This window comes from Bdellovibrio sp. ZAP7, assembly GCF_006874645.1.
Lineage (GTDB): Bacteria > Bdellovibrionota > Bdellovibrionia > Bdellovibrionales > Bdellovibrionaceae > Bdellovibrio.
This window is the reverse complement of record NZ_CP030082.1, coordinates 1,967,499-1,988,226: the sequence shown is the minus strand read 5'-3', so window position 1 is coordinate 1,988,226 and position 20,728 is coordinate 1,967,499. Positions and strand designations below refer to the sequence as shown.

Annotated in this window: 20 protein-coding genes; 6 read left to right on the top strand and 14 right to left on the bottom strand. The window is 45.3% G+C overall.

Annotated elements, in window-relative coordinates; all coding sequences use genetic code 11:
- Positions 1-75: 75 nt before the first annotated feature.
- From DOM22_RS09610 to murI, 3 genes are read left to right on the top strand one after another with little or no spacing between them, the layout of a single operon-like run.
- The gene (locus DOM22_RS09610; RefSeq protein ID WP_142700146.1) at positions 76-753 is read left to right on the top strand and encodes a hypothetical protein; all 678 of its coding nucleotides are present in this window, start codon (positions 76-78) and stop codon (positions 751-753) included.
- Entirely contained in the window at positions 746-1,783 is a 1,038-nt protein-coding gene (locus tag DOM22_RS09605; protein WP_142700145.1) for a guanosine monophosphate reductase, read from the top strand. Before DOM22_RS09610 ends, DOM22_RS09605 begins: the two co-directional genes overlap by 8 nt.
- A gap of 2 nt (positions 1,784-1,785) precedes the next feature.
- Positions 1,786-2,586 (top strand): glutamate racemase, encoded by an 801-nt coding sequence (gene murI / locus DOM22_RS09600; RefSeq protein ID WP_142700144.1) that lies wholly within the window; start codon positions 1,786-1,788, stop codon positions 2,584-2,586.
- On the opposite strand, the gene lysA is transcribed toward murI, so the two are convergent.
- Positions 2,583-3,758, bottom strand: a complete 1,176-nt coding sequence (gene lysA / locus DOM22_RS09595) for a diaminopimelate decarboxylase (protein WP_142700143.1) — start codon at positions 3,756-3,758, stop codon at positions 2,583-2,585. The genes murI and lysA overlap by 4 nt on opposite strands.
- Here lysA and DOM22_RS09590 point away from each other — a divergent pair.
- Positions 3,752-4,456, top strand: coding sequence for a M14 family zinc carboxypeptidase (locus tag DOM22_RS09590; RefSeq protein ID WP_371716814.1), 705 nt, complete (start codon positions 3,752-3,754; stop codon positions 4,454-4,456). The genes lysA and DOM22_RS09590 overlap by 7 nt on opposite strands.
- A gap of 12 nt (positions 4,457-4,468) precedes the next feature.
- The gene (locus tag DOM22_RS09585) at positions 4,469-5,290 is read left to right on the top strand and encodes a 2,3,4,5-tetrahydropyridine-2,6-dicarboxylate N-succinyltransferase (RefSeq protein WP_142700141.1); all 822 of its coding nucleotides are present in this window, start codon (positions 4,469-4,471) and stop codon (positions 5,288-5,290) included.
- 51 nt (positions 5,291-5,341) lie between these two features.
- Here the strand turns inward: DOM22_RS09585 and DOM22_RS09580 are convergent, their stop codons facing one another.
- From DOM22_RS09580 to DOM22_RS09545, 8 genes are all read right to left on the bottom strand, one after another.
- A complete protein-coding gene (locus DOM22_RS09580; RefSeq protein ID WP_142700140.1) occupies positions 5,342-6,601 on the bottom strand; it encodes an FtsX-like permease family protein in 1,260 nt (419 codons plus the stop codon).
- 46 nt (positions 6,602-6,647) lie between these two features.
- Positions 6,648-7,610, bottom strand: a complete 963-nt coding sequence (locus DOM22_RS09575; RefSeq protein WP_246845924.1) for an MlaD family protein — start codon at positions 7,608-7,610, stop codon at positions 6,648-6,650.
- A complete protein-coding gene (locus DOM22_RS09570; RefSeq protein ID WP_142700139.1) occupies positions 7,607-8,317 on the bottom strand; it encodes a cell division ATP-binding protein FtsE in 711 nt (236 codons plus the stop codon). The genes DOM22_RS09575 and DOM22_RS09570 overlap by 4 nt, the downstream gene beginning before the upstream one ends.
- Positions 8,317-9,099, bottom strand: coding sequence for an ABC transporter permease (locus DOM22_RS09565; protein ID WP_246845923.1), 783 nt, complete (start codon positions 9,097-9,099; stop codon positions 8,317-8,319). Before DOM22_RS09565 ends, DOM22_RS09570 begins: the two co-directional genes overlap by 1 nt.
- Before the next feature lie 113 nt (positions 9,100-9,212).
- Entirely contained in the window at positions 9,213-9,806 is a 594-nt protein-coding gene (locus tag DOM22_RS09560) for a YdcF family protein (protein ID WP_142700137.1), read from the bottom strand.
- On the bottom strand, positions 9,775-10,152 hold the full coding sequence (locus DOM22_RS09555; protein ID WP_142700136.1) for a RidA family protein: 378 nt from the start codon (positions 10,150-10,152) through the stop codon (positions 9,775-9,777). The genes DOM22_RS09560 and DOM22_RS09555 overlap by 32 nt, the downstream gene beginning before the upstream one ends.
- Before the next feature lie 18 nt (positions 10,153-10,170).
- Complete coding sequence (locus tag DOM22_RS09550) at positions 10,171-10,671, bottom strand: organic solvent tolerance protein (RefSeq protein WP_142700135.1); 501 nt, start codon at positions 10,669-10,671, stop codon at positions 10,171-10,173.
- A gap of 96 nt (positions 10,672-10,767) precedes the next feature.
- Positions 10,768-12,045, bottom strand: coding sequence for an HD domain-containing phosphohydrolase (locus DOM22_RS09545; protein WP_210415722.1), 1,278 nt, complete (start codon positions 12,043-12,045; stop codon positions 10,768-10,770).
- A 186-nt stretch (positions 12,046-12,231) separates the two neighbouring features.
- Here DOM22_RS09545 and DOM22_RS09540 point away from each other — a divergent pair, with 186 nt between their 5' ends.
- On the top strand, positions 12,232-12,867 hold the full coding sequence (locus tag DOM22_RS09540) for a chalcone isomerase family protein (protein ID WP_142700133.1): 636 nt from the start codon (positions 12,232-12,234) through the stop codon (positions 12,865-12,867).
- Here the strand turns inward: DOM22_RS09540 and DOM22_RS09535 are convergent.
- From DOM22_RS09535 to kdpA, 5 genes are read right to left on the bottom strand one after another with little or no spacing between them, the layout of a single operon-like run.
- On the bottom strand, positions 12,864-13,553 hold the full coding sequence (locus DOM22_RS09535; protein ID WP_142700132.1) for a response regulator: 690 nt from the start codon (positions 13,551-13,553) through the stop codon (positions 12,864-12,866). The genes DOM22_RS09540 and DOM22_RS09535 overlap by 4 nt on opposite strands.
- Positions 13,553-16,237, bottom strand: a complete 2,685-nt coding sequence (locus DOM22_RS09530; RefSeq protein ID WP_142700131.1) for a sensor histidine kinase KdpD — start codon at positions 16,235-16,237, stop codon at positions 13,553-13,555. The genes DOM22_RS09535 and DOM22_RS09530 overlap by 1 nt, the downstream gene beginning before the upstream one ends.
- A complete protein-coding gene (kdpC, locus tag DOM22_RS09525) occupies positions 16,234-16,773 on the bottom strand; it encodes a potassium-transporting ATPase subunit KdpC (protein ID WP_142700130.1) in 540 nt (179 codons plus the stop codon). Before kdpC ends, DOM22_RS09530 begins: the two co-directional genes overlap by 4 nt.
- Positions 16,770-18,848 (bottom strand): potassium-transporting ATPase subunit KdpB, encoded by a 2,079-nt coding sequence (kdpB, locus tag DOM22_RS09520; protein ID WP_142700129.1) that lies wholly within the window; start codon positions 18,846-18,848, stop codon positions 16,770-16,772. The genes kdpC and kdpB overlap by 4 nt, the downstream gene beginning before the upstream one ends.
- Positions 18,849-18,862: 14 nt before the next feature.
- Entirely contained in the window at positions 18,863-20,527 is a 1,665-nt protein-coding gene (gene kdpA / locus DOM22_RS09515; RefSeq protein ID WP_142700128.1) for a potassium-transporting ATPase subunit KdpA, read from the bottom strand.
- Between the last annotated feature and the right edge of the window lie 201 nt (positions 20,528-20,728).

Here is a 20,728-nt window from a genome sequence, read left to right as displayed (position 1 = left end):
ATGGGCCTTCTTTGGGAGGTGTATATTAGCAAAGGTCCGCTTGACTCCCCTCTAGTTTCTCGATTTAGTTGGGGGGTGAAATTCTTTACCGAGAACCTCAAGGTTTTTAAAAAAGTTGCCTTTCCTTTGTTCATCCTTGTGGTGCTGTCTACTAACATCGATCAGTTTCTAAATATCAAAGTCGAAGACGCCTTACGCGATCCTTTAGGAGCCGCTCCGCAGGTTTATTGGTTTGGATTTTTGTCAGTCATCAGCAGCATCATCTTTCCGATCCTTTTGATGACAACGACTTTGTACGCCATGCAAGTCAGCCGCTTCGTGGAAAGCCTGAATGACTTTTACGGTAAATATATCAATCAGATTTTTATTGAAACACTTCGCACTTGGGGCAAGACCCTGATGTGGTCGCTGTTATTCATTGTTCCGGGAATCTGGAAGTATCTTGAATACAGCCTGGTTCCGATGGTGGTCACAAGCTCCACTCGCTATGACGAAGGCAAGATCGATGCGCTGAAAGCCTCGTCTTATGTTTTTAGAAGACACTGGTTTAAAATTATCGGCATTCTTATTTTGTTTCATCTCTTTATTCCACTGATCTTAGCAAGCGTGTTTGATTCCTATCGCCTGCTTTGGAAGACGCCGGTGGCGAGTCTTCTTTTGAATCTGCTGGACACTTATTTACTTATTATTTCAACACAGCTTTTATTTAATGTATTTCAAGACGAGGTAAGACGACATGACTCTCATGTTTAATTGGAAAGATATCAAATCGCGCGGCAAAGGTTTAACCTTCGATGACGTTCTTATTATCCCGGCACGTTCGGATGTACGCTCCCGTCGCGATCCTCAGTTGACGACAAAAGTAACTCGCAACTTCACAATGGATACTCCGATCATCAGCGCCAATATGGACATGGTGACGGAGTACGACATGGCTCTGGCAATGCACCAATTAGGTGGCATGGGCATTCTTCACCGCTTCCTTCCCATCGAAGAGCAAGCGGCCCAAGCACGCCGCCTGAAAGAAGCGGGATTGAAACTGATTTCTGCAAGCGTTGGCGTGGGTGAAGAATTCAAAACACGCTCGAAAGCATTGGTTGAATCCGGTGTTAATATCATCACGATCGACATCGCCCACGGTCACTCCGTTCAAATGATGGAGACAATGAAGTGGCTTAAAGACACATATCCTAAAGTCGATTTGATCGCCGGCAATATGGCAACTCCAGATGCTGCACACGATCTGATCGAAGCGGGAGCTGATGCTATCAAAGTCGGTATCGGGCCAGGATCAATGTGTACTACCCGTATCATCACCGGTTGCGGAGTTCCGCAATTAACAGCAATCGCTTTGTGCGCAGAAGTTGCAGCCTCTCACGGTGTTCCTGTGATCGCAGACGGAGGTATCCGTACTTCTGGTGACATGGTGAAAGCTTTCGCAGCCGGCGCAAGCACTGTGATGCTTGGATCTATGCTTTCCGGAACAATTGAAACTCCGGGAGAAATTAAAAACGGCAAGAAGCAATATCGCGGCATGGCTTCTAAATCCGCTCAAGATTCTTGGCGCGGTGGCGTTCCTGAAGGAATGGCTCCAGAAGGCGAATCTACTCAAGTAAATGTCAAAGGACACGTGAAAGACGTTATCCACGAAGTCACTGGCGGAATTCGTTCCGGCATGAGCTACATCAATGCAACGAGCATTGCTGAGATAAAAGAGAAAGCCCTCTTTATGGAAATGTCTTCTAATGGTATCTCTGAGTCTCGTGCACATGGAGTAAAGTAAAAATGGATTCCAGACCCATAGGGGTATTTGATTCAGGCATCGGGGGCCTTACTGTTCTTAAAGAACTGGCCCTGCAGTTTCCCCATGAGAATTTTCTCTATCTGGGCGACACCGCACGCCTTCCCTATGGATCGAAATCAGCTCACACCATTCGCAAATACTCAGAGCAAAACATTGCGTTCTTAAAAAGACTCGATGTCAAAGCCATCGTGATTGCGTGTAACACGGCTTCCACTCAAGTTCCTGAACCGGAGCTTGAGGGACTTCCAATTTACAATGTGATTGGCCCTGGTGCTCAGCGAGCCCTTGAAGTGAGCGAAAGCAAACGCATTGGTGTTCTCGGAACAAGAGCGACCATCAACAGTAAAGCCTACAGTCATAAAATTTTAGAGCTAGAACCCACTGCTCAAGTGATTGATCAGGCGTGCCCTCTTTTCGTACCTCTAGCCGAAGAAGGTTGGGATTCTGATCCGGTGACGAATCTGATCGTATTCCGTTACTTAAGTCAGATCCTTCAGCACTCAATCGATACATTGATTTTGGGATGCACTCATTATCCGCTCTTGAAAAATTCAATCGCACGTGTGACAGGTTCATCCATTGAATTGGTTGATTCTGGCGAGGCTATTGCTCGCTGGCTTAATCGCGATTTTAGTAAGAATCGCCTAGAAATGAACTCCAAAGACAACCGTCAGAAAATTGAAATCATGACGACGGATTCTTCTGCGCACTTTACAGAGATGGCGCTTAAAATTTTGAAACCCATTAAAGCTGATGAGTTTCGAGTGGTGGATTTAGTTTAGATACAAACTTCCAAAGGAAGTTCCTGTAGATTATAAGTACTCGCCATCGAATAACCATAAGCCCCCGAATCCAGAACCGCTAAGATATCTCCCTCTTTAACTTCATCCATTTCATAGTCTTTCAAAAAGAAATCTGACGACTCACAGATCGGCCCCACGACATCGCATTTAATTTGCTTTGCGGATTTCACCAAAGGTTTGATTAAGTGCTCTGCTTCATACAAAGAAGGACGGATCAGATGATTCATTCCTGCATCCACGATGATGAAGGTTTTTGCAGAGGTCTTTTTCACATACTGAACTTGAGTCAACAAAGTTCCTGCGTGAGCGACTAACCAGCGGCCCGGCTCTGATTGTAACTCGCACTTTAGATCGGAAAGAATCTCTTGAGTGATCCCTGCATATTCTTTTAAAAGGCGTGCTTCCAGCTCCAGGTCTTGCTTTTCATAAACAACTCCCAGGCCACCACCAAAATCAAAACGACGAAGCGTTGGGAAATCCCGCTGCAGATTTTTAAACACTTCTTTAAGTTTCATCAAAGCTTCCTGATAACCAGAAAACTCCAACATTTGCGATCCCAAATGCAAACTGACACCTACGAGCTCCAACGAACTCGCATATTTTTTCAAACAAGTCGTCAGCTCCGGAATCATCGACAGTTCCATACCGAATTTATTATCGCGCAGTCCTGTCGCGATATAGGGATGAGTTTGAATGCTCACATCGGGATTTAAGCGCAAAGCCACATGAGCTTTTTTGCCCAATTTTTCAGCGATCTCGCCAATACGCTCAAGCTCCGGCAAACTTTCTACGTTGATTTGCAAGACTCCCAACTGCAGTGCTTCCGTAATCTCATGGCGCGTTTTACCAACGCCGGAATAAACGATGTCCTCAGGCTGAAAACCACTCTCTAAGGCGCGTTTAATTTCCCCGAGGGAAACAACATCGGCCCCCGCACCAGCAGACTTCAAACATTGCAAAACTTGAGGATTCGGATTGGCTTTCACTGCGAAGTATAAACGCACACCAGCAAGCGCGTCTGCCATCTGCTTAAAGCGGCTGCGAATGAAATCAAGGTCGTAGACATAGATCGGGCGAATGTAGTTCGCACATAATGAAGATAATTTCTTTTTACCGGGACCAAAATGAAGCTCATTATTGATGTATTCCACAAAAACCTCGTGCTAACATCATCGCCGAACAAAGGACGTTTGTCATGAAAACTTCTATTTTTACTTACACCTCCAAAGGCATGCCAGTACTGGCTTACGAATTCGGAAATGGCCCGGGTCCCGAATTGCTTATTCTGGGTGGCGTGCATGGCGATGAAATCGAAGGCGTGATCTGTGCTCAAGAACTTCTTAAGTACTTCATGAAATCTTTCGATCATAAATTCACTTTGACCGTAGTTCCTCAATTCAATCTTGAGGGAGTCATTTACAAAACTCGCGGCAATGGTAACGGCGTTGATTTGAATCGCAACCTGCCAACCAAAGACTGGTCTCCAGAAATCAAAACTCCTCGTTATCATCCGGGACCAAAAGCAGGCAGCGAAACTGAGAATCATGGTTTGATGACTTATCTTGAACAAAAAAAACCAAAATTAGTTCTTTCGCTTCACTCTTGGCAGCCCGTCTTGAACGTCAATGGTGACTGCTACGAGTTTGCAAATGTCTTAGCTCAACACACGGGTTATAAGATCGATGACGACATCGGCTATCCTACACCAGGCTGCCTTGGCACTTATGCGGGCCTTGAAAGACCATGCCCGACTTTGACTTACGAAATTGAGCGCGGTCAATCAGCTGAAGACATAATTAAAATCCACGTCCCAGCAATTCTGGACGCTTTGAAAGTTTACGACAAGTAAGGAGACTCCGAGATGCAACAATCTGTTGAACAACTCTATACAGAAATTCAAAACGGCAAACGCGTTGATCAATTGATGGCGAGTGAGCTGAAAGTGATCTTTGAAGTGATCGAAGGTCTGGATGCAGGTCGTCTGCGTGTCGCTGAGAAAAAAGATAAAAACTGGATTGTGAATGAGTGGGTTAAAAAAGCCATCCTTCTTTATTTCCGCGTTCAACACATGACCGTGATGCAAGCCGGAGACTTTACTTACTTCGATAAAATCCCCGTAAAAAAGTGGTCTGAAGAAGACGGCGTGCGTGTGGTACCTCACGCATTGGCACGTAAAGGTTCATTCATTGAAAAGGGCGCGATCTTGATGCCTTCTTACGTAAACATCGGTGCTTACGTAGGCGCTGGCACTATGGTCGACACATGGGCGACTGTTGGTTCGTGCGCTCAGATCGGTAAAAACGTCCATCTTTCTGGTGGAGTCGGAATCGGTGGCGTTCTTGAACCTGTTCAAGCCTCTCCGGTGATCATCGAAGATAACGCTTTCATCGGCAGCCGCTGTATCGTGGTTGAAGGAGCTGTAATCGAAGAAGGTGCGGTACTTGGTGCGGGCGTCACGATCACTGCAAGCACGAAAATCATCGACGTCACTGGTGGAAAATCCGTTGAAATGAAAGGTCGCGTGCCAGCGAACTCTGTCGTCATCCCAGGAACACAAATGAAAAAGTTCCCCGCGGGTGAATTCGGCGTTCCTTGCGCACTGATCATTGGTCAACGCAAACCAAGTACGGATCTTAAGACATCGTTAACAGATGCTTTAAGAGACTTCCAAGTCAGCGTGTAGATTAAAAAGACAGCTGGAACTAAAAAGCCCAACAAATCATTGGGCTTTTTGTTATTTCACTCGCAAAGCTTCAGAAGGTTGAACATCCGAAGCCGTTCGTGCCGGAATGTAAGATCCAAAATAAGCAATCGCGGAGCTCACCACAATCACTCCCACAACCAACCACCAATCAACCAGCGCTGGAATACTCGTATCGTAAAAAACTTGTGAGGACCACATACTGATAGGATTTTTTTGCACATACAAGCTAAGGCCCGTACCCAAGATCGTGCCCATCACAACGCCCGCTCCCGAAAGGAAAAAACCCATTTGAGTGAAGATCTTCACTGTTTCTTTCCCAGACAAACCAATCGTTCTAAGAATTGCAATATCGCGACGCTTTTGTGATAACAACAGGGCGAGTACAGTTAAGATAGAACTCGCCGCAATCATACCAGCCAATCCCAAAAATACACCAATGGTCAGCTTTTCCAATTTCAACGCATAAAACAATGCCGAGTTACGATCCTTCCAAGTCTCAACCTGAACATCCGTAAACTTCATCAAATCATTTTTAACGCTATCAACGCGACCTTCATCAGCCAGCCACATCTCGATTCCCATTTTCTTTAAATCCCCGCCGCCCAAAGCCTTCAAGGCTTTACCGCGCTGATAAAAAAGATACTGAGAATCTACGTCAGTTAAACTTGTCGTCACGACACGCTTAATTCGCACCCGCTCAAACTTAGGAGTTTCTCCTGGAGGCAATAGCAATCCCGATGGCGAAACCACCGTAATAAAATCACCTTCAAACACACCCAGGGATTGCGCCAGGTCAACACCTAACACGACCTCCCCTTCATCGGGCACATCCTGTGGATCCCAAGTAAAAGAAGGAGGTCCACCGCGAGAACTTTGCGGCTTATCTGAATCAAGCTTCGCTAGCTGTGAAATGAAATGCTCAAGACTCGGGCGAGTCACACCTCGCGCAAAAGCTCCGCGAAATTGACCATCCTGACTGCGCAGAATCACATCTTGTGTTTCGTAGACATAGGCTTGAGTTGTCGTGTCTTCTTTGATTCGCGAAAATACCGGGTGAGCTTCAAGTCCCAAAGCATTTTGCATTCCCGGAACCGTGACATAAAGATGCGGTTCAAGCCCCAAGATGCGCTTACGAATGCTGGCATTCATTCCATTCATCACAAACAAGACAACCAAGAATGCCGTCACGCTGACCGTGATGCCACCAATTGACAAAAACGCGATACGACGAATCAGTGCGCCTGCGCGTTTTGAGAAGATAAAATGACGAAAGAGATGCCCAACTAGCATCTCTTTATCTTATGGTTTCATTTTAGGGATTCAAGCGTTTTGTCGGCTATTTAGCTTTGTCGCTGGCCGGAGCACGCTGCAGAGCTTCTTCTTTACGAACCTCACGCACATTGCTTTCCATAAAAAAGCTTTTTTGCATCGCCTTCAATGTGACGACAGTCTCATTCATGACTTCAAGCAAACGACGCGAAGCATGCGGAAGCTCGGGTTCCACTTCTTTCATAACCGGCCCCAACGCGTGAGTCATGACAGCCAGATTTTGAGTCATAACGGCCAGATCTTTTGCCAGCTCTGGATTCTGCTTATTTAATTCTGGCAGGATGCGATTGATTTCTGTCGTGGTCGTCGCCAGATTCGTCATCAACACTTCCATCGAGTCGTTTTTAGTCGCCTGCTTGGAGAGCTTGATCACCTCTTGTGACATCACCGTCATATTTTTCATTAACGGATCCATCCGGTCAATCACGCGAACGAAACTTTGGGCGCGATTTTTATCCGCGAAAGCTTCCACCAACATCTGCATATTTTCCAAAAGCCCACCCACCCGAGACATTGTCGTACTGATGTTTCGACTAGAGAGCATTGTCACCACGTCCATTGTTTCATGTGAACCAATCAAACTGTTGTTAGCAAGCATAGGAAGCTTTTCCGAACCCACCGTCACCTCAAGGATTTTTTCCCCGATAATAAACGGGCGATTCATGGAAACAGAACTGTCCTGACGAATACGCTCTTGGAATTTGCTTAAAACATAGAAAGTCACTTGGATTTTATTATCCGCACGAAGCTCCACGTCTTCAACAGCGCCAGCACGAAGACCTGCCATTTGCACAGTCGTCCCTTGATGGAGACCATCGGCATTCTCAAACGTCGTTGTATAAAAGACTTTTGAGTCAAACCAACCCTGTTTGATAGCGATACTGATTGCAGTCACGATCACACCCAGGATCGCCAGCCCCACAAACAGTCCCGCAATTCGTTCAAATTTATTGAACTTAACCTTCATCATAGATGTACAACTCTCTTCTCTGGATCAACCGGTTGAAAATAAAGCTGTCCATCATCCAAATGAACAATTTGATAACTGAAAAGATTCATAAATTTTTCGTCATAAGAGCTGATAAAGACGTGCTGCAAACAGCCCTCTTTACGCAGCTGATGGATATAGTCCACCAACGTGTAAACGCTGTCTTGTCCCAAGCCCACGCTTGGATCATCCAGCAACAACACTTGTGGACGCATAACCATCGCACGCAGCAAACAGACAAGTTTACGCAAACGCCCCGGTACGTGAGCTGGCCTCTCGTGTGCATACTTCGTCACATCAAAAATTTTAAAGATCTCATCCACTCGAGCTTTCGCATCCGCCGGGCTTAAAGTCTTATGATACAAAAGCGGCAACATCATGTTATCGAACAACGTTTGATTGTTGATCAATCCACCGTAATCAAACGAATAGCCAATTTGCAGTCTGTAAGGCAAAAACTCCTCGAAAGACATATCGCAAACATTGTTTCCATTGATCAAGAACTGACCGGATTGAGGCATTTGCAAACCCGCAAGAATTTGCAGTAAAGAGCTCTTACCGGCCCCTTCTTCAGCCTTTACCCAAAGAATTTCATTCATCGGAAAATCAAATTCAACATTGGCAACGACGGGGTCCTGACCTTCGTGGCAAAAAGAAACGCCTTCAAATTTTAGACTTTCGATTTTCATTAAATGACTCCCAGGTTGCGTAACTGATTTAAATAAAACAAAGCTGTTACAACTAAATTGAAAATAATAACGAAGATGATACTGTTCACAACCGCCTGGGTTGTTACTTGCGGAACTTCGGTAGGACTTTTCTTAACCGACAATCCCTGATAGCAGGAAACAACGAAAATAATCATTCCACTGAAACTGTTCTTCAGAAGGAATATCAAAAAGTCATCCATAGCAAACGAAGTCATCAGTGACTCAGCATAAAACGCAAAGGGCATGTCTTGAATGAACTTCGTCACAAAAAAACCGCCAATCAAAGCGACGAAATTGAAATAAAATGCCAGACATAACATGCTGATCACGCCACCCAATACACGTGGGAAAACGATATAGCTCAACGGATTGATTCCCATCACTTCCAAGGCTTCAATCTCGCGGTTGGCGCGCATATTGCCAATCTCCGAGGCCACGGCTGTTCCAGATCGAGCAACCACGACCAGAGCCACCAACAACGGCCCCGCTTCACGTAAAATCATCACGATCAAAAACTGACCGATCATCTGCGTTCCGCCGAACATGGAGAGATTTGAAAGGGATTGAAGAACCAGGACACTTCCAGAAGTTAGCGCCAGTACACTTACCAGCGGCAAAGCCTGCCAGCCTGTAAAATAAATTTGCGCCGAAATCACGCGCACGATTTCACGTGCACCTTGAGTCTGATCAAGAATGGTAGCGCGAAGGGAAAGATAAACCATCAAGAGTACACGCCATGTATACTCCACATTCTTGGTCACAAATCTCCCGAGGGAGTCTATTTGCAAGAGTAACGAATTCATCGAAGATCCCCAGTTTCCTAGGTGATTTATCGGAGAAAATAGAACTTTCGTTTACAAACCAAGGTCTGGTTTTAGTAGGCCCACAACGAATAAAAGAAAGACTTTAATGCCTCAAAAGAGATCTCCACGACCGAAGGCTCGTAACGGCCTCCCACAATGGGATGTTTCTGGATGAAAATATTCTCCGGAAAAGCGGAACGAAAGGTTTTATACGAACGATACATGTGCAGACGCGAAGTCACCAAAAGTATATCCCGGCACTTTAAAGCTTCCACGATTGGCAAACTTTGCTGAGCATTTCCGAACGTAGTTTCAGATCGACGGTCCAACACCACGTCATTCTCATTCAAGTTGCCATAAAAAGGCCATACCGGCATGATCTCGCGCATTCTTGCATTCGAATACACGCCCGAGATCACAAGTTTTTTAACGTTTTGATTCGCAAGCAAATCAAAGCCTTCACGCACACGCCCAGCTCCCCCGGTCAAAACCACAGCGCAATCTGCATTCTGTGATTTCGTCCAAGAGATCATCGGTTCTTTTTCGATCTGATGATATTCATGAATAAAGCGCTGAACAACCAGCGCCCCCAGAACGATCAAAATCCAAAAAGTACGCGTGCGCACTAGGGCTTTAGCGGTGAGCAAGGACTTCAACCTCGACATTCACACCTTTAGGCAAAGCTGCAACAGCCACTGTAGAACGTGCTGGAGGAGCCGCCGTAAATGATTTCGCATAGATTTCGTTCACAGTTGCGAAATCCGCCATGTTCGTCAGAAAGATTGTTGTTTTTACGACGTTTGTGAAATTCATGTTGTTTGCAGCTAGAACTGCTTCAACATTTTTCATAACCATTTCAGTTTGAGTTTTGATGTCACCAGTGAAAACTTCATTCGTTTTTGGATCGATAGAAATTTGACCAGAGCAGAACAAAAAATCGCCCATGGCAACGGCTTGAGAGTATGGACCTACGGCCTTAGGAGCATTGTCTGTGTGAATAACTTTTTTCATGAAAATTTCCTTTGTGAATTAGAAGTAAAAAATAATACCAGCGCGGAAAGGGCTATCCGCAATTGTTCTAAAGCGAACGTTATCGGCAGAAATCACACCCACACCACCCTCAAATGTGAAACCCAAAGACTCAAGACCTGCAAAGAAAAATTCTCCACCGAAAACTGCATCCAACTCAAAGCCGGATTGCTTTTCATTTTTCGCAGTCGTGGCATTAACTTCTTCCCAGTTAACCAAGCCTAAAGTTCCACCCATGTAGAAGTTCATGTTTTGTTCTTTAAAAACGATACGACGAACACCAGCAGTCGCTGCAAACTTGGATTGATCTTTTTGAGTATCAATTCCCAACCCACCCGAAATTTGAATTTCAGTGGAAGGATTATAAACAATAGCGAGCTCTGGAAGATCCAAAGTTGAATGAGATTTAACCCCAACCCCCAAACGGTTCGTCAAATCTTTCGCTTCAGCTACACTTACGCCAGCCAAAAATGCAAATACCACTGCCACAACTTTAAGCATTTTCTAGTACTCCTTATTAAGGCTTCTATTAAATGCAAAAGCCGAAATAGGGGCAAAAGATTTTCACTCTTACAATAGGTGTCATAGGCAGAATGACTACTTCAAGCTCTGAGAAATCTGTTCAAGGAAGTCTTTTGAAAAATTACCGGGCTTTTCCTTGGCTTCTTGCCATATTTTGTCTCGAAGATAACCGAAGCCGATCGATTGTTCAGCCATAGTCGTCCGCACTCCAAAATCGATCATTTCGCCGAATCGGATCAAAGAGGACTCCACCGGAACCATCTCAAAGGGTGTCTGACTTGGATATCCTTTTTCGTCTGCGCGCTCGTGGACGCAAACCATGATTGCCTTAACAGATTCACTGACTGGAACCTTTTTAAAAAGACAGCGATTCAAAGACATCATTGGATGCTTTCGATACTCTTCTGTTTGCTGAGGATCCAACTGAGATTCCCCCTCCTTCAGGAATTTCTGATAGGTGGAATCCGGAATATCCAAAAGCCCCACATCACAAAATATTCCAGCAAGCAAAACATCCACAGGATTTCCCAAACCTGACTTCACAGATATATAAGCGCCATAGGCAGCTACCCAAGGGCTGCGCCATTTATCGAAAAGATCATTCTCTAAAACTTCGCGCAAAGCTTCCCACAGGTTCTCATCGCTTTTAAAGACATCGATCATCTGCTGAGCCAATTGCTCCAACTGGTTATAAAGTGCGACGATCTCTTCATCCGATGCCGTCTTAAATTCAAAAAGAATAACTTCACTTAACTCAACCCAAACTGCTGCAACAGACAGGAATACGGCGCGCATTCTCTTTTTGAGCGACATTCCAGAACGATCAAAATAAGTGTTGATGTATTCAACATACGCAGGGGTTTCGCGCCCATGAACTAAAAATCCACCCTTCGTCAGCATTTTCTGATATTTCGAATCCGAAAGAACAGCCCCCCGGAATGCAACACCCATAATTCTTTGATTAATCGGCATGCGCACAAAAACCGTAAATGGCAACGTCGTCATAGAAAATAAATCTGAAGGCAAAATATCAAAAAACTGCGCCCGACACTTCAACAACAGCATGTATTCAAATTTGAAATTCTGAAAGAAATCGAAGGGAGTTATTAAAAGCACTCGCGAAAACTTTGGACCAGAAAATTTATTTTTTTCAGGTGCTTCGTGGGTCAGCGTAAAAATCGTGGAAAGGGGAAATTTCTCAACCAGCGCGAGAATTCTTTCTGTAAATGCCCCGATATGCTCCGACTCTTCTTGTGCAACCACAATAGTCAAAGCTCGTTGCAGCTCAAAGGGCCGTGCTTTAAGATCATCCATAGCCAAAACATGTCTGAATGTAAATTTATGCTCAGACATAAGCTTCTGAACACGAGACAAAACGTCCTCTCGCTGACTCAACAGCAAGAGCTCCAATTTCTGTCTAAAAAAGATAGCGGGACGTTTTTCAGCCATAAACATTAAAATGTTACTTTACGCACTCTCTGACTGCCAACAAAACTTTTCAGCATTGACATATTCATTTGCAAATCCAATCATAGTGCTATGAAAACAATCATTTTACCTCTAATCGCTTCACTTTTGTCCTTCTCTGCAAACGCCGCTCTTTTGAAAACAGAATCTGGCACTCAAAAAATGGAGAAAATTGCGCTGTCGCCTTCTGCCACTGCAAATGTAGATGGAGAAGAAGTGAAACTCACTGAGGTCGGCGCAGGACTTCGTGCGAAAAAAGTCGTTTTTGTTAACGTAAAAGTCTATATCGGCGAACTTTATGTGGCTGATATGGCGAAATTCAAAAAAACAGATGCCCTGGCCTCTTTAAAAGATCAAAAGGCCGTAGCGATTCAACTTCACTTCCTGCGCGCGGTGGACGGTGAGAATGTTCAGAAATCCTTCAAAGAAGCCCTTTCTGCAAACTCTGTGAATTTGGATGATGCTTCTCTTAAACAATTTTTAGATGCTGTTTCTAAAGGCGGCGAAGCAAAAGAAGGAAAAGCCCTGACAATTCTGGGGTCGCGCATGAAAGACGGATCAGAGAAAATTTCTTATGAAACAACCTCAGGCGCAGTCACTGAAATCAAAGGTTCGTCCGGACTAATTGAAAAAGTTTTCTCAATCTGGTTGGGTAAGCCAGCAGATGACGGCGTTGCGGAACTTAAAAAATCCCTACTAAAAGATTAATCCAAATCGAGAAGCCGGTAGCCCACGCCGGCTTCTGTGCTAATCAACTCAGGCGTTGCTTCATCCAGCTTAAGCTTTTTTCGGACAGCGCCCACATACACGCGTAAATAGTGAGTATGCTCCACAGAATTGGGCCCCCAGATTTCATTCAAAAGCATTCGATGCGTGACCACTTTCCCTTTATGCTTCATCAGTACTTTCACAATATTGAATTCAGTCGCGGTCAGTTTGATTTCTTGACCCAAAACCTTAACGACGTGTCCGGGAATATCTACAACCAAGGGGCCGCTTTTAAATTCAGTTTTTTCTGTAACCCCACTTGAGTGACGAAGAGCCACGCGCATACGAACCAAAAGCTCAGGAACGCTAAAGGGCTTGGTGACGTAATCATCAGCTCCGCCGTCCAAAGCCGCAATTTTATCTTCATCAGAATCTTGCACAGTCAGAACCACAATAGGAACTTGGGACCACTCGCGGACTTCACGCAAAACTTCCAAGCCATTTTTATCAGGCAGCCCTAGATCTAAAAGAATCAACTCAGGTCTTTCCGAAGCGGCCATGGAAATACCCTGTTGTGCGCTGTGGGCCTCAATGACATGATAAGAATTGCCTTCAAGAGTGACTCGCAAAAGCTTTCTAATCGGTGCCTCATCATCAATTACCAGAACTCGACGCAGATCCTTCATTAACGACCCTCTGAAGTTAAAATAGCTGGAGGATTTTCATACGGAAGCTGAATAACGAACTCAGCCCCGCTACGGTCCCCACGGTTTTCAGCATAAACCTGTCCTGCGTGGGCTTCAACAAATGCTTTAACAATGGCCAATCCCAAACCGACTCCACCAGCGGCCGTCCCCGGCACACGATGAAATGCCTCAAATATTTTCTCCAACTGTTCCACAGGAATTCCACTTCCTTCATCTAAAACACTCAAGGTGACCTTTCGTCCCTCATGTTGAAGTTTCAAGACAATGTTTGAATCTGCCTTGGAGTACTTTGCCGCATTCAGTATTAAATTTGAAATCGCATGTTCCATCAATTTTTCATCGATCTGCAGCAAACACTGTTCTTCGGATGATTGGAATTGCAAATGATAGCCAACGACAGAGGGTTTCATCCTTTGAGTTAATTCCGAACAGAAATCCACGAAATCCACCCAAACTTTTTTAGGCGTCAGAACTCCCGAATTCAACCGTGACATATCTAACAAATTCTCAACGACTTGATCCAGTCTTCGCGAAGACTGAATGACAGAGTCAACCAGGTCTTCTCGCACCCTGTTTTCAGCACTCAATTTTGAATCCTGTAAAGCTGAGGCAGATCCGATAATTGCTGTCAGTGGAGTCCGCAACTCATGGGAAACAGAATTCAAAAGAGCCTGATGTAGCTTTTCAGAGGTTTCAAGCAACTTCACATCCTGCAATGTGCTCTGCAATTTCAGACGCTCTAAAGACGCTCCTAACTGCAAAGCGACCGTTTCAATCAGATTATCCTGTTCCAATGATAACGGATTCTGAACTCGAGGATAGAATAACATCACACCTTCAAGACTGTTTTTGCCTTTTAGCGGCAAGCACAAACAGCGAGACTCTGTCAGCGTCTCCGTCTTCCATCCTGCCTTCTTGCGATTGTCAAAAGACCACAGTGCTAACGCCAAATCTTTTTCATCTAACTTGGCGGAATTATAAGGACGACGCTCCAATTTTCCTTCCTGAGTGGAAAATAGAATTTTAATTTTTCCATTTAAAACTTTCTCAAGGTTTTCTGCAGCTGAATAAGCCACTTCAGTAGGAGTGACCGCCGTAGACATATCCTGAACCAATTCCAAAAGAGCCCGATTGTATTGGTCTCTTTGCAACAAATCGCGATCACGACGACGAATCTTAGCAGTTAAAAAACCACCCATTATGGCAACAAAAAGATAAGCAAAACACATCATCACATCTTCCGCAGCGGTGATGTGAAAAGTAAATAATGGTGGAATAAATAGGAAATTCCAAACAAGAACACTTAAACTTGCGGCAAATAAAATCGGCCCCAACGTACTAACAAATCCCATCAATAAAATCGCCAGCAAGAATATAAACCCCACCGCTCGATATCCTAAATAAGGATTCAGCAATTCACTGATAAAGGAAATTCCACCCACAAACCAAAATGCATTCCAGTAAGACGTCCCTGGCGCATACAATGCTGGCGGAGCCCACCGAAACTTTTTCTTAGTCTTTTGTTCTTCCTGGCGAATGATATGGATATCGACCAGACTGGCTCTTTGCACCAGTTGATCCAACAAAGATCCTCGGCGGAATATGAAATCCCACCAGCGCCCCACCGGACGCCCCATGATAATTTGGGTAACATTTCGTTCGTTAGCGATCCGATGGATGGCTTCCACGATATTGGCATCACGAACCGCCACGACTTCCGCACCCAACTCTCGAGCCAGGGCCAAATTCTTATTGAGCATGGCCTGATCGTCCGCAGAAATTTGCTCTCCCGTATCCACGTACAAGGCCAGCCAAGGAGCCTCCAAACTGTAAGCCATCCTTCGAGTCGCACGTATCAAGCGTGCCGAATAAGGACTGTATCCCACCGCTACCAAAAGACGCTCTTGAGTATTCCAAGGCCCACTCACTCTTTGTACGACCATTTGATCTTGAAGGTCTTGATCTACCTTCTCGGCAGTATAACGAAGCGCCAACTCTCTCAAAGCCAGCAAATGAGTTTCCTTAAAAAAGTTCTCTCCGGCTTTCGCGGCACGATCCCCGTGATAGACCTTGCCTTCTTTTAGGCGCTTACGCAAATTCTGCGCACTGATATCGACCAGTTCAATTTGTTGAGCCTGATCCACGACGGAATCGGGAACTCTTTCAAAAACACGAACGCCAGTAATTTGTTGCACCAGGTCCGCACGACTTTCAATATGCTGAACATTCACCGTTGTATAAACATGAATGCCGGCATCTAATAGCTCCAAGACATCCTGATATCTTTTTTGATGCCTAGAACCGGGAGCGTTGGTATGCGCCAACTCGTCGACCAAGACGATCTCAGGTTTCCGCTTTAAAATGGCATCAATATCCATTTCTTCAAGAACAGAATCTTTGTATTTTATTTTTTTACGAGGCAATACTTCCAGACCTAGCAGCAGTCCTTCAGTTTCTTTACGGCCGTGAGTTTCAACCACACCGACAACAATATCCACTCGCTGACGGAATTGTTCTTGTGCCGCCTCAAGCATTGCATAGGTTTTGCCAACCCCAGGACACATCCCAAAAAAAATGCGTAGGTGACCACGATATGTGGACTCCTCCGCTTTTTTTATACCATCGAGTATACGATCCGGATCGGGACGATAGTCATCATTCATAATTTCTGATCCAAAGCTAAATTAAGCTTTAAAACATTCACACGGGGCTCACCCATGAAACCCCATTGCCGAGGCTGAGTGTATTCCTGAACCAAGCGACTGACTAGTTCTGTCTGCGTCGCCGTTAATTTACGCTCCTTGGCGATTCGCTCGACTTGGTCAATTGCGGCCTCAGGACTGATTTCAGGATCCAATCCGCTTCCAGACGCATAGAGCATTTCTCGCGTTAAGCCTTGAGCCTGACGCTCAGCAATTGCTTTTTTTAAAGTTTCATTTGTTGGAGACATATTACTGGCTCCCGAGCTCATGCCATTATAATCCACGGCCGAGGGACGGGACTTAAAATAGCCCTCACCAGTAAATTTCTGTCCCAGTAAAGACGAGCCCACCACCACATCATTTTTCGTAACTAAGGAACCTCGAACTTGCTCAGGAAAGGCAGCCAGACCTATTCCAGTGACCAACAGAGGATAAGCAATTCCTGCGAGCAGCGACAAAGCAGTAAAAATACGAACACCGGTCCAAAGATTTTTCATGACACAACTCCCACCGCCACGATCAACAGATCAATGAGTTTTATTCCGACAAAAGGTACAATCAAACCACCCAATCCATAGTTGATAATATTTTTTCTTAAAATGACATTGGCACCCATCGGTTTGTATTCCACACCTCGCAGCGCCAAAGGAATGAGGAACACAATGATTAGTGCATTAAAAATCACGGCACTTAAAACTGCACTTTGTGGCGAATGCAGCCCCATAATATTCAAATGCGCCAAAGGACCCTTCATTGTCTGGGTCGCATATAAAGTCGCAAACATCGCAGGGATGATTGCAAAATATTTCGCAACGTCATTCGCCACACTGAACGTCGTCAGAGCTCCACGAGTCATCAAAAGCTGCTTTCCTGTTTCAACAATCTCAATTAACTTGGTCGGATTAGAATCCAGATCAACCATATTTCCAGCTTCTCTGGCCGCCTGAGTTCCCGTATTCATCGCTACCCCCACATCCGCCTGAGCTAATGCCGGAGCGTCATTCGTTCCATCACCTGTCATCGCCACTAGATGGCCACGCCCTTGTTCTTCCCTGATGCGAGCGAGCTTCATTTCCGGTGTTGCTTGCGCAATATAGTCATCCACACCGGCTTCCGCAGCAATTGCCGCCGCAGTTAAAGGATTGTCGCCTGTCACCATCACCGTACGAATGCCCATTTTGCGAAGCTCGGCAAATCGCTCCTTGATTCCACCCTTTACGATGTCTTTAAGATAGACGACACCAAGGACTCTACTTCCCTCTGAAACAACTAACGGTGTTCCACCTTGCTTAGCAATGCGTTCAACAATTTCTCGTGCAGCCAAAGGATAATTCCCGCCCAGCGATTCCACATGTTTTTGAATCGCGTCGCCAGCCCCTTTGCGAATCATCACAACACCTTGCTGATTGTTTAAATTAACGCCACTCATTCGAGTCTGCGCCGTAAACGGTACAAACTCCGCCATATGTGGTTCCAAAGATTTTGCGCGCAAAGAATACTTATGTTTCGCAAGCACCACGATCGAACGTCCTTCAGGGGTTTCGTCACTAAGCGAAGCCAATTGCGCTGCTTCCGCCAAGGCTTCGTCTTTGATGCCAGGCACAGGAATAAACTCACTGGCCATGCGATTTCCCAAAGTGATTGTGCCTGTTTTATCAAGCATCAAAACGTCGATGTCTCCTGCGGCCTCAACCGCACGACCACTTTTTGCAATTACATTTTTTCGAATCATACGATCCATGCCACTAATACCAATTGCACTTAGCAATCCACCAATCGTTGTCGGAATTAAACAAACCAGCAGCGCAATCAACACCGTAAATGTCACAACTCCTGAAAGATCCTGATGAGCCGCCGCTGCCGAAAACTCGGCAAAGAATTTCAGCGTCGATACCGCAAGAACAAACACCACCGTCAGTGCGATAAGAAGAATACTGAGGGCAATTTCATTAGGAGTCTTTTGACGACTGGCACCCTCAACCAAATTAATCATTCGATCCAAAAAACTTTGCCCAGGATCTGCAGTGATACGAACAAGGATGCGATCACTGATCACTCGTGTTCCCCCTGTCACCGCACTGCGGTCTCCGCCACTTTCACGAATAACGGGAGCCGACTCTCCAGTGATAGCGGATTCGTCCACAGTCGCAATCCCCTCAATCACTTCTCCATCACCCGGAATAATATCACCCGCTTCGCAAACCACGACATCGCCAGAGCGAAGATCAGCCGCCGCCAAACTTATCTCTTTACCGTGCACCATTTTACGAGCAACGCTGTGAGCTTTCGTTTTCTTTAAACTCTCGGCCTGGGCTTTTCCACGTCCTTCCGCCAATGCCTCTGAAAAGTTTGCGAACAAAACCGTAAACCATAGCCACATAGCAATTTGCAATTCAAAGGAAAACGCCCGTCCCTGGGTGATCAACGATACTACAATCATCGTCACCACAACTGCTCCCATCCAGGTGACAAACATCACAGGATTTCCCCACTGAACCCGTGGATCCAGCTTCACAAAGCTTGCCTTAACGGCTTCAATAAAAAGACTCTTATCAAAAAACGAATTTTTCATAACAGCACCTAACCTTAAGTAACCATCAAAAGATGTTCTAAAATAGGCCCTAAAGAAAGAGCCGGAAAAAATGTCAGCGCACCGACAATTAAAATCACACCTGCCAACAATCCTCCAAACAACAGAGAATCTGTTTTAAAAGTTCCAGAAGACGGCGGCGCGATCTTCTTAATGCTCAAACTGCCAGCGACAATCAATACAGGAATGATGATCGCGAAACGCCCAATCAACATAGCAACACCCAACATCAAATTATAGAAAACCGTATTCACACTAAGACTGCCAAATGCCGAGCCGTTATTACCCGCAGCCGAAGAAAACGCATATAAGATTTCACTCAAACCATGCGGGCCTTGATGTCCTAATCCCGCAAGCCCAAGAGAACTCACGACCGATACCGCCGAGCCCAACAGAATCGTCGCACAAGGAGCCAAGACTCCAACCATCACCCAGGTAATTTCACGCGCCTCAATTTTTTTGCCCAAATATTCAGGAGTTCGACCGACCATCAGTCCCGCCAAGAAAACAGTCAGAATGACATACAAAAGAATTCCATACATGCCGGCACCAACTCCGCCAAATATCACTTCGCCCAACATCATATTCAGCATCGCAATCCCACCAGACAGAGGTGACATGCTTGAAAGCATTCCGTTCACCGACCCATTGGAAGCAACCGTCGTAAAGACCGACCAAATCACGGTGTTGGTCATTCCGAATCGGGTCTCTTTTCCCTCCATGCTCCCAAAGTGATACTCAGACCACAGGGAGGCAGCAAGCAACGCCGTCATCAGAGTCATCATCACGCCAAACAACACCCATCCCTGTCGACGAGATCCAACGATCAAACCAAACAAGTAAGTGCAACCAGCCGCAATCGCCAGGATCGCAATCAACTCCAGAAAATTAGTCAGCGGTGTCGGATTTTCAAATGGATGAGCACTGTTAACTCCGAAAAATCCACCACCATTTGAGCCCAGCTGCTTAATCGCAATTTGCGAAGCCGCCGGTCCTTGAGGAATAACTTGCTCATAACCTTCAACAGTTTTCACATGGTCATATGGAAGAAAGTTCTGAATCACTCCTTGGCCCATCAGGACGATTGCGAAAATCACCGACAGTGGTAAAAGCAAATGAACCGTCCCGCGAGTTAAATCCACCCAGAAATTTCCAAGATGAGGGTTTTGCTTATTAGAAATACCACGAGCGATTGCCAATAAGACTCCAAGCCCCGTCGCCGCACTCACAAAGTTTTGCACTCCAAGACCAAGCATTTGAGTAAGATAACTTAAAGTATTTTCTCCAGAATACGCCTGCCAGTTTGTATTCGTCACAAAACTCACAGCCGTATTAAAAGCCAAATGCCACGAAACACTTCCCAGCTTTTCCGGATTCAATGGCAAATGTGCCTGCACCATCTGCAGCAGCATCAAAAACACAATCCCAATTAAGTTAAAAATCAGCAGAGTTTTCGCATACTCTTTCCAATTCATTTCATCTGTTTCCTGAATACCAGAAACCCTATAAACGGCTCTCTCAACAGGTCGTAAAATAGAAATCAAAATATTTCGCTGCCCACTAAATATTTTGAACATATAGCCACCCAAAAACGGGGTCACAAAAATCACAGCCATCAACGCCGCAATCACTTGGACGAGATTCACACCAGCAAATGCCATAAAACAGTCCTTTACATTGTTTTCACTATATTCCCCAGGACCTCAATCGAAGATAAAAACCCAGCTCAACAGCATAAAGAAAACATAAAAACCGCTCTGAAAATGACTCATTTCTGATCACCCATATGTCTTCCGTCCAAATCAATTTGCAGAGAGCATTTATTAGCTCTCCCAAAAAAAGAACACGCGATCAAAAAACCA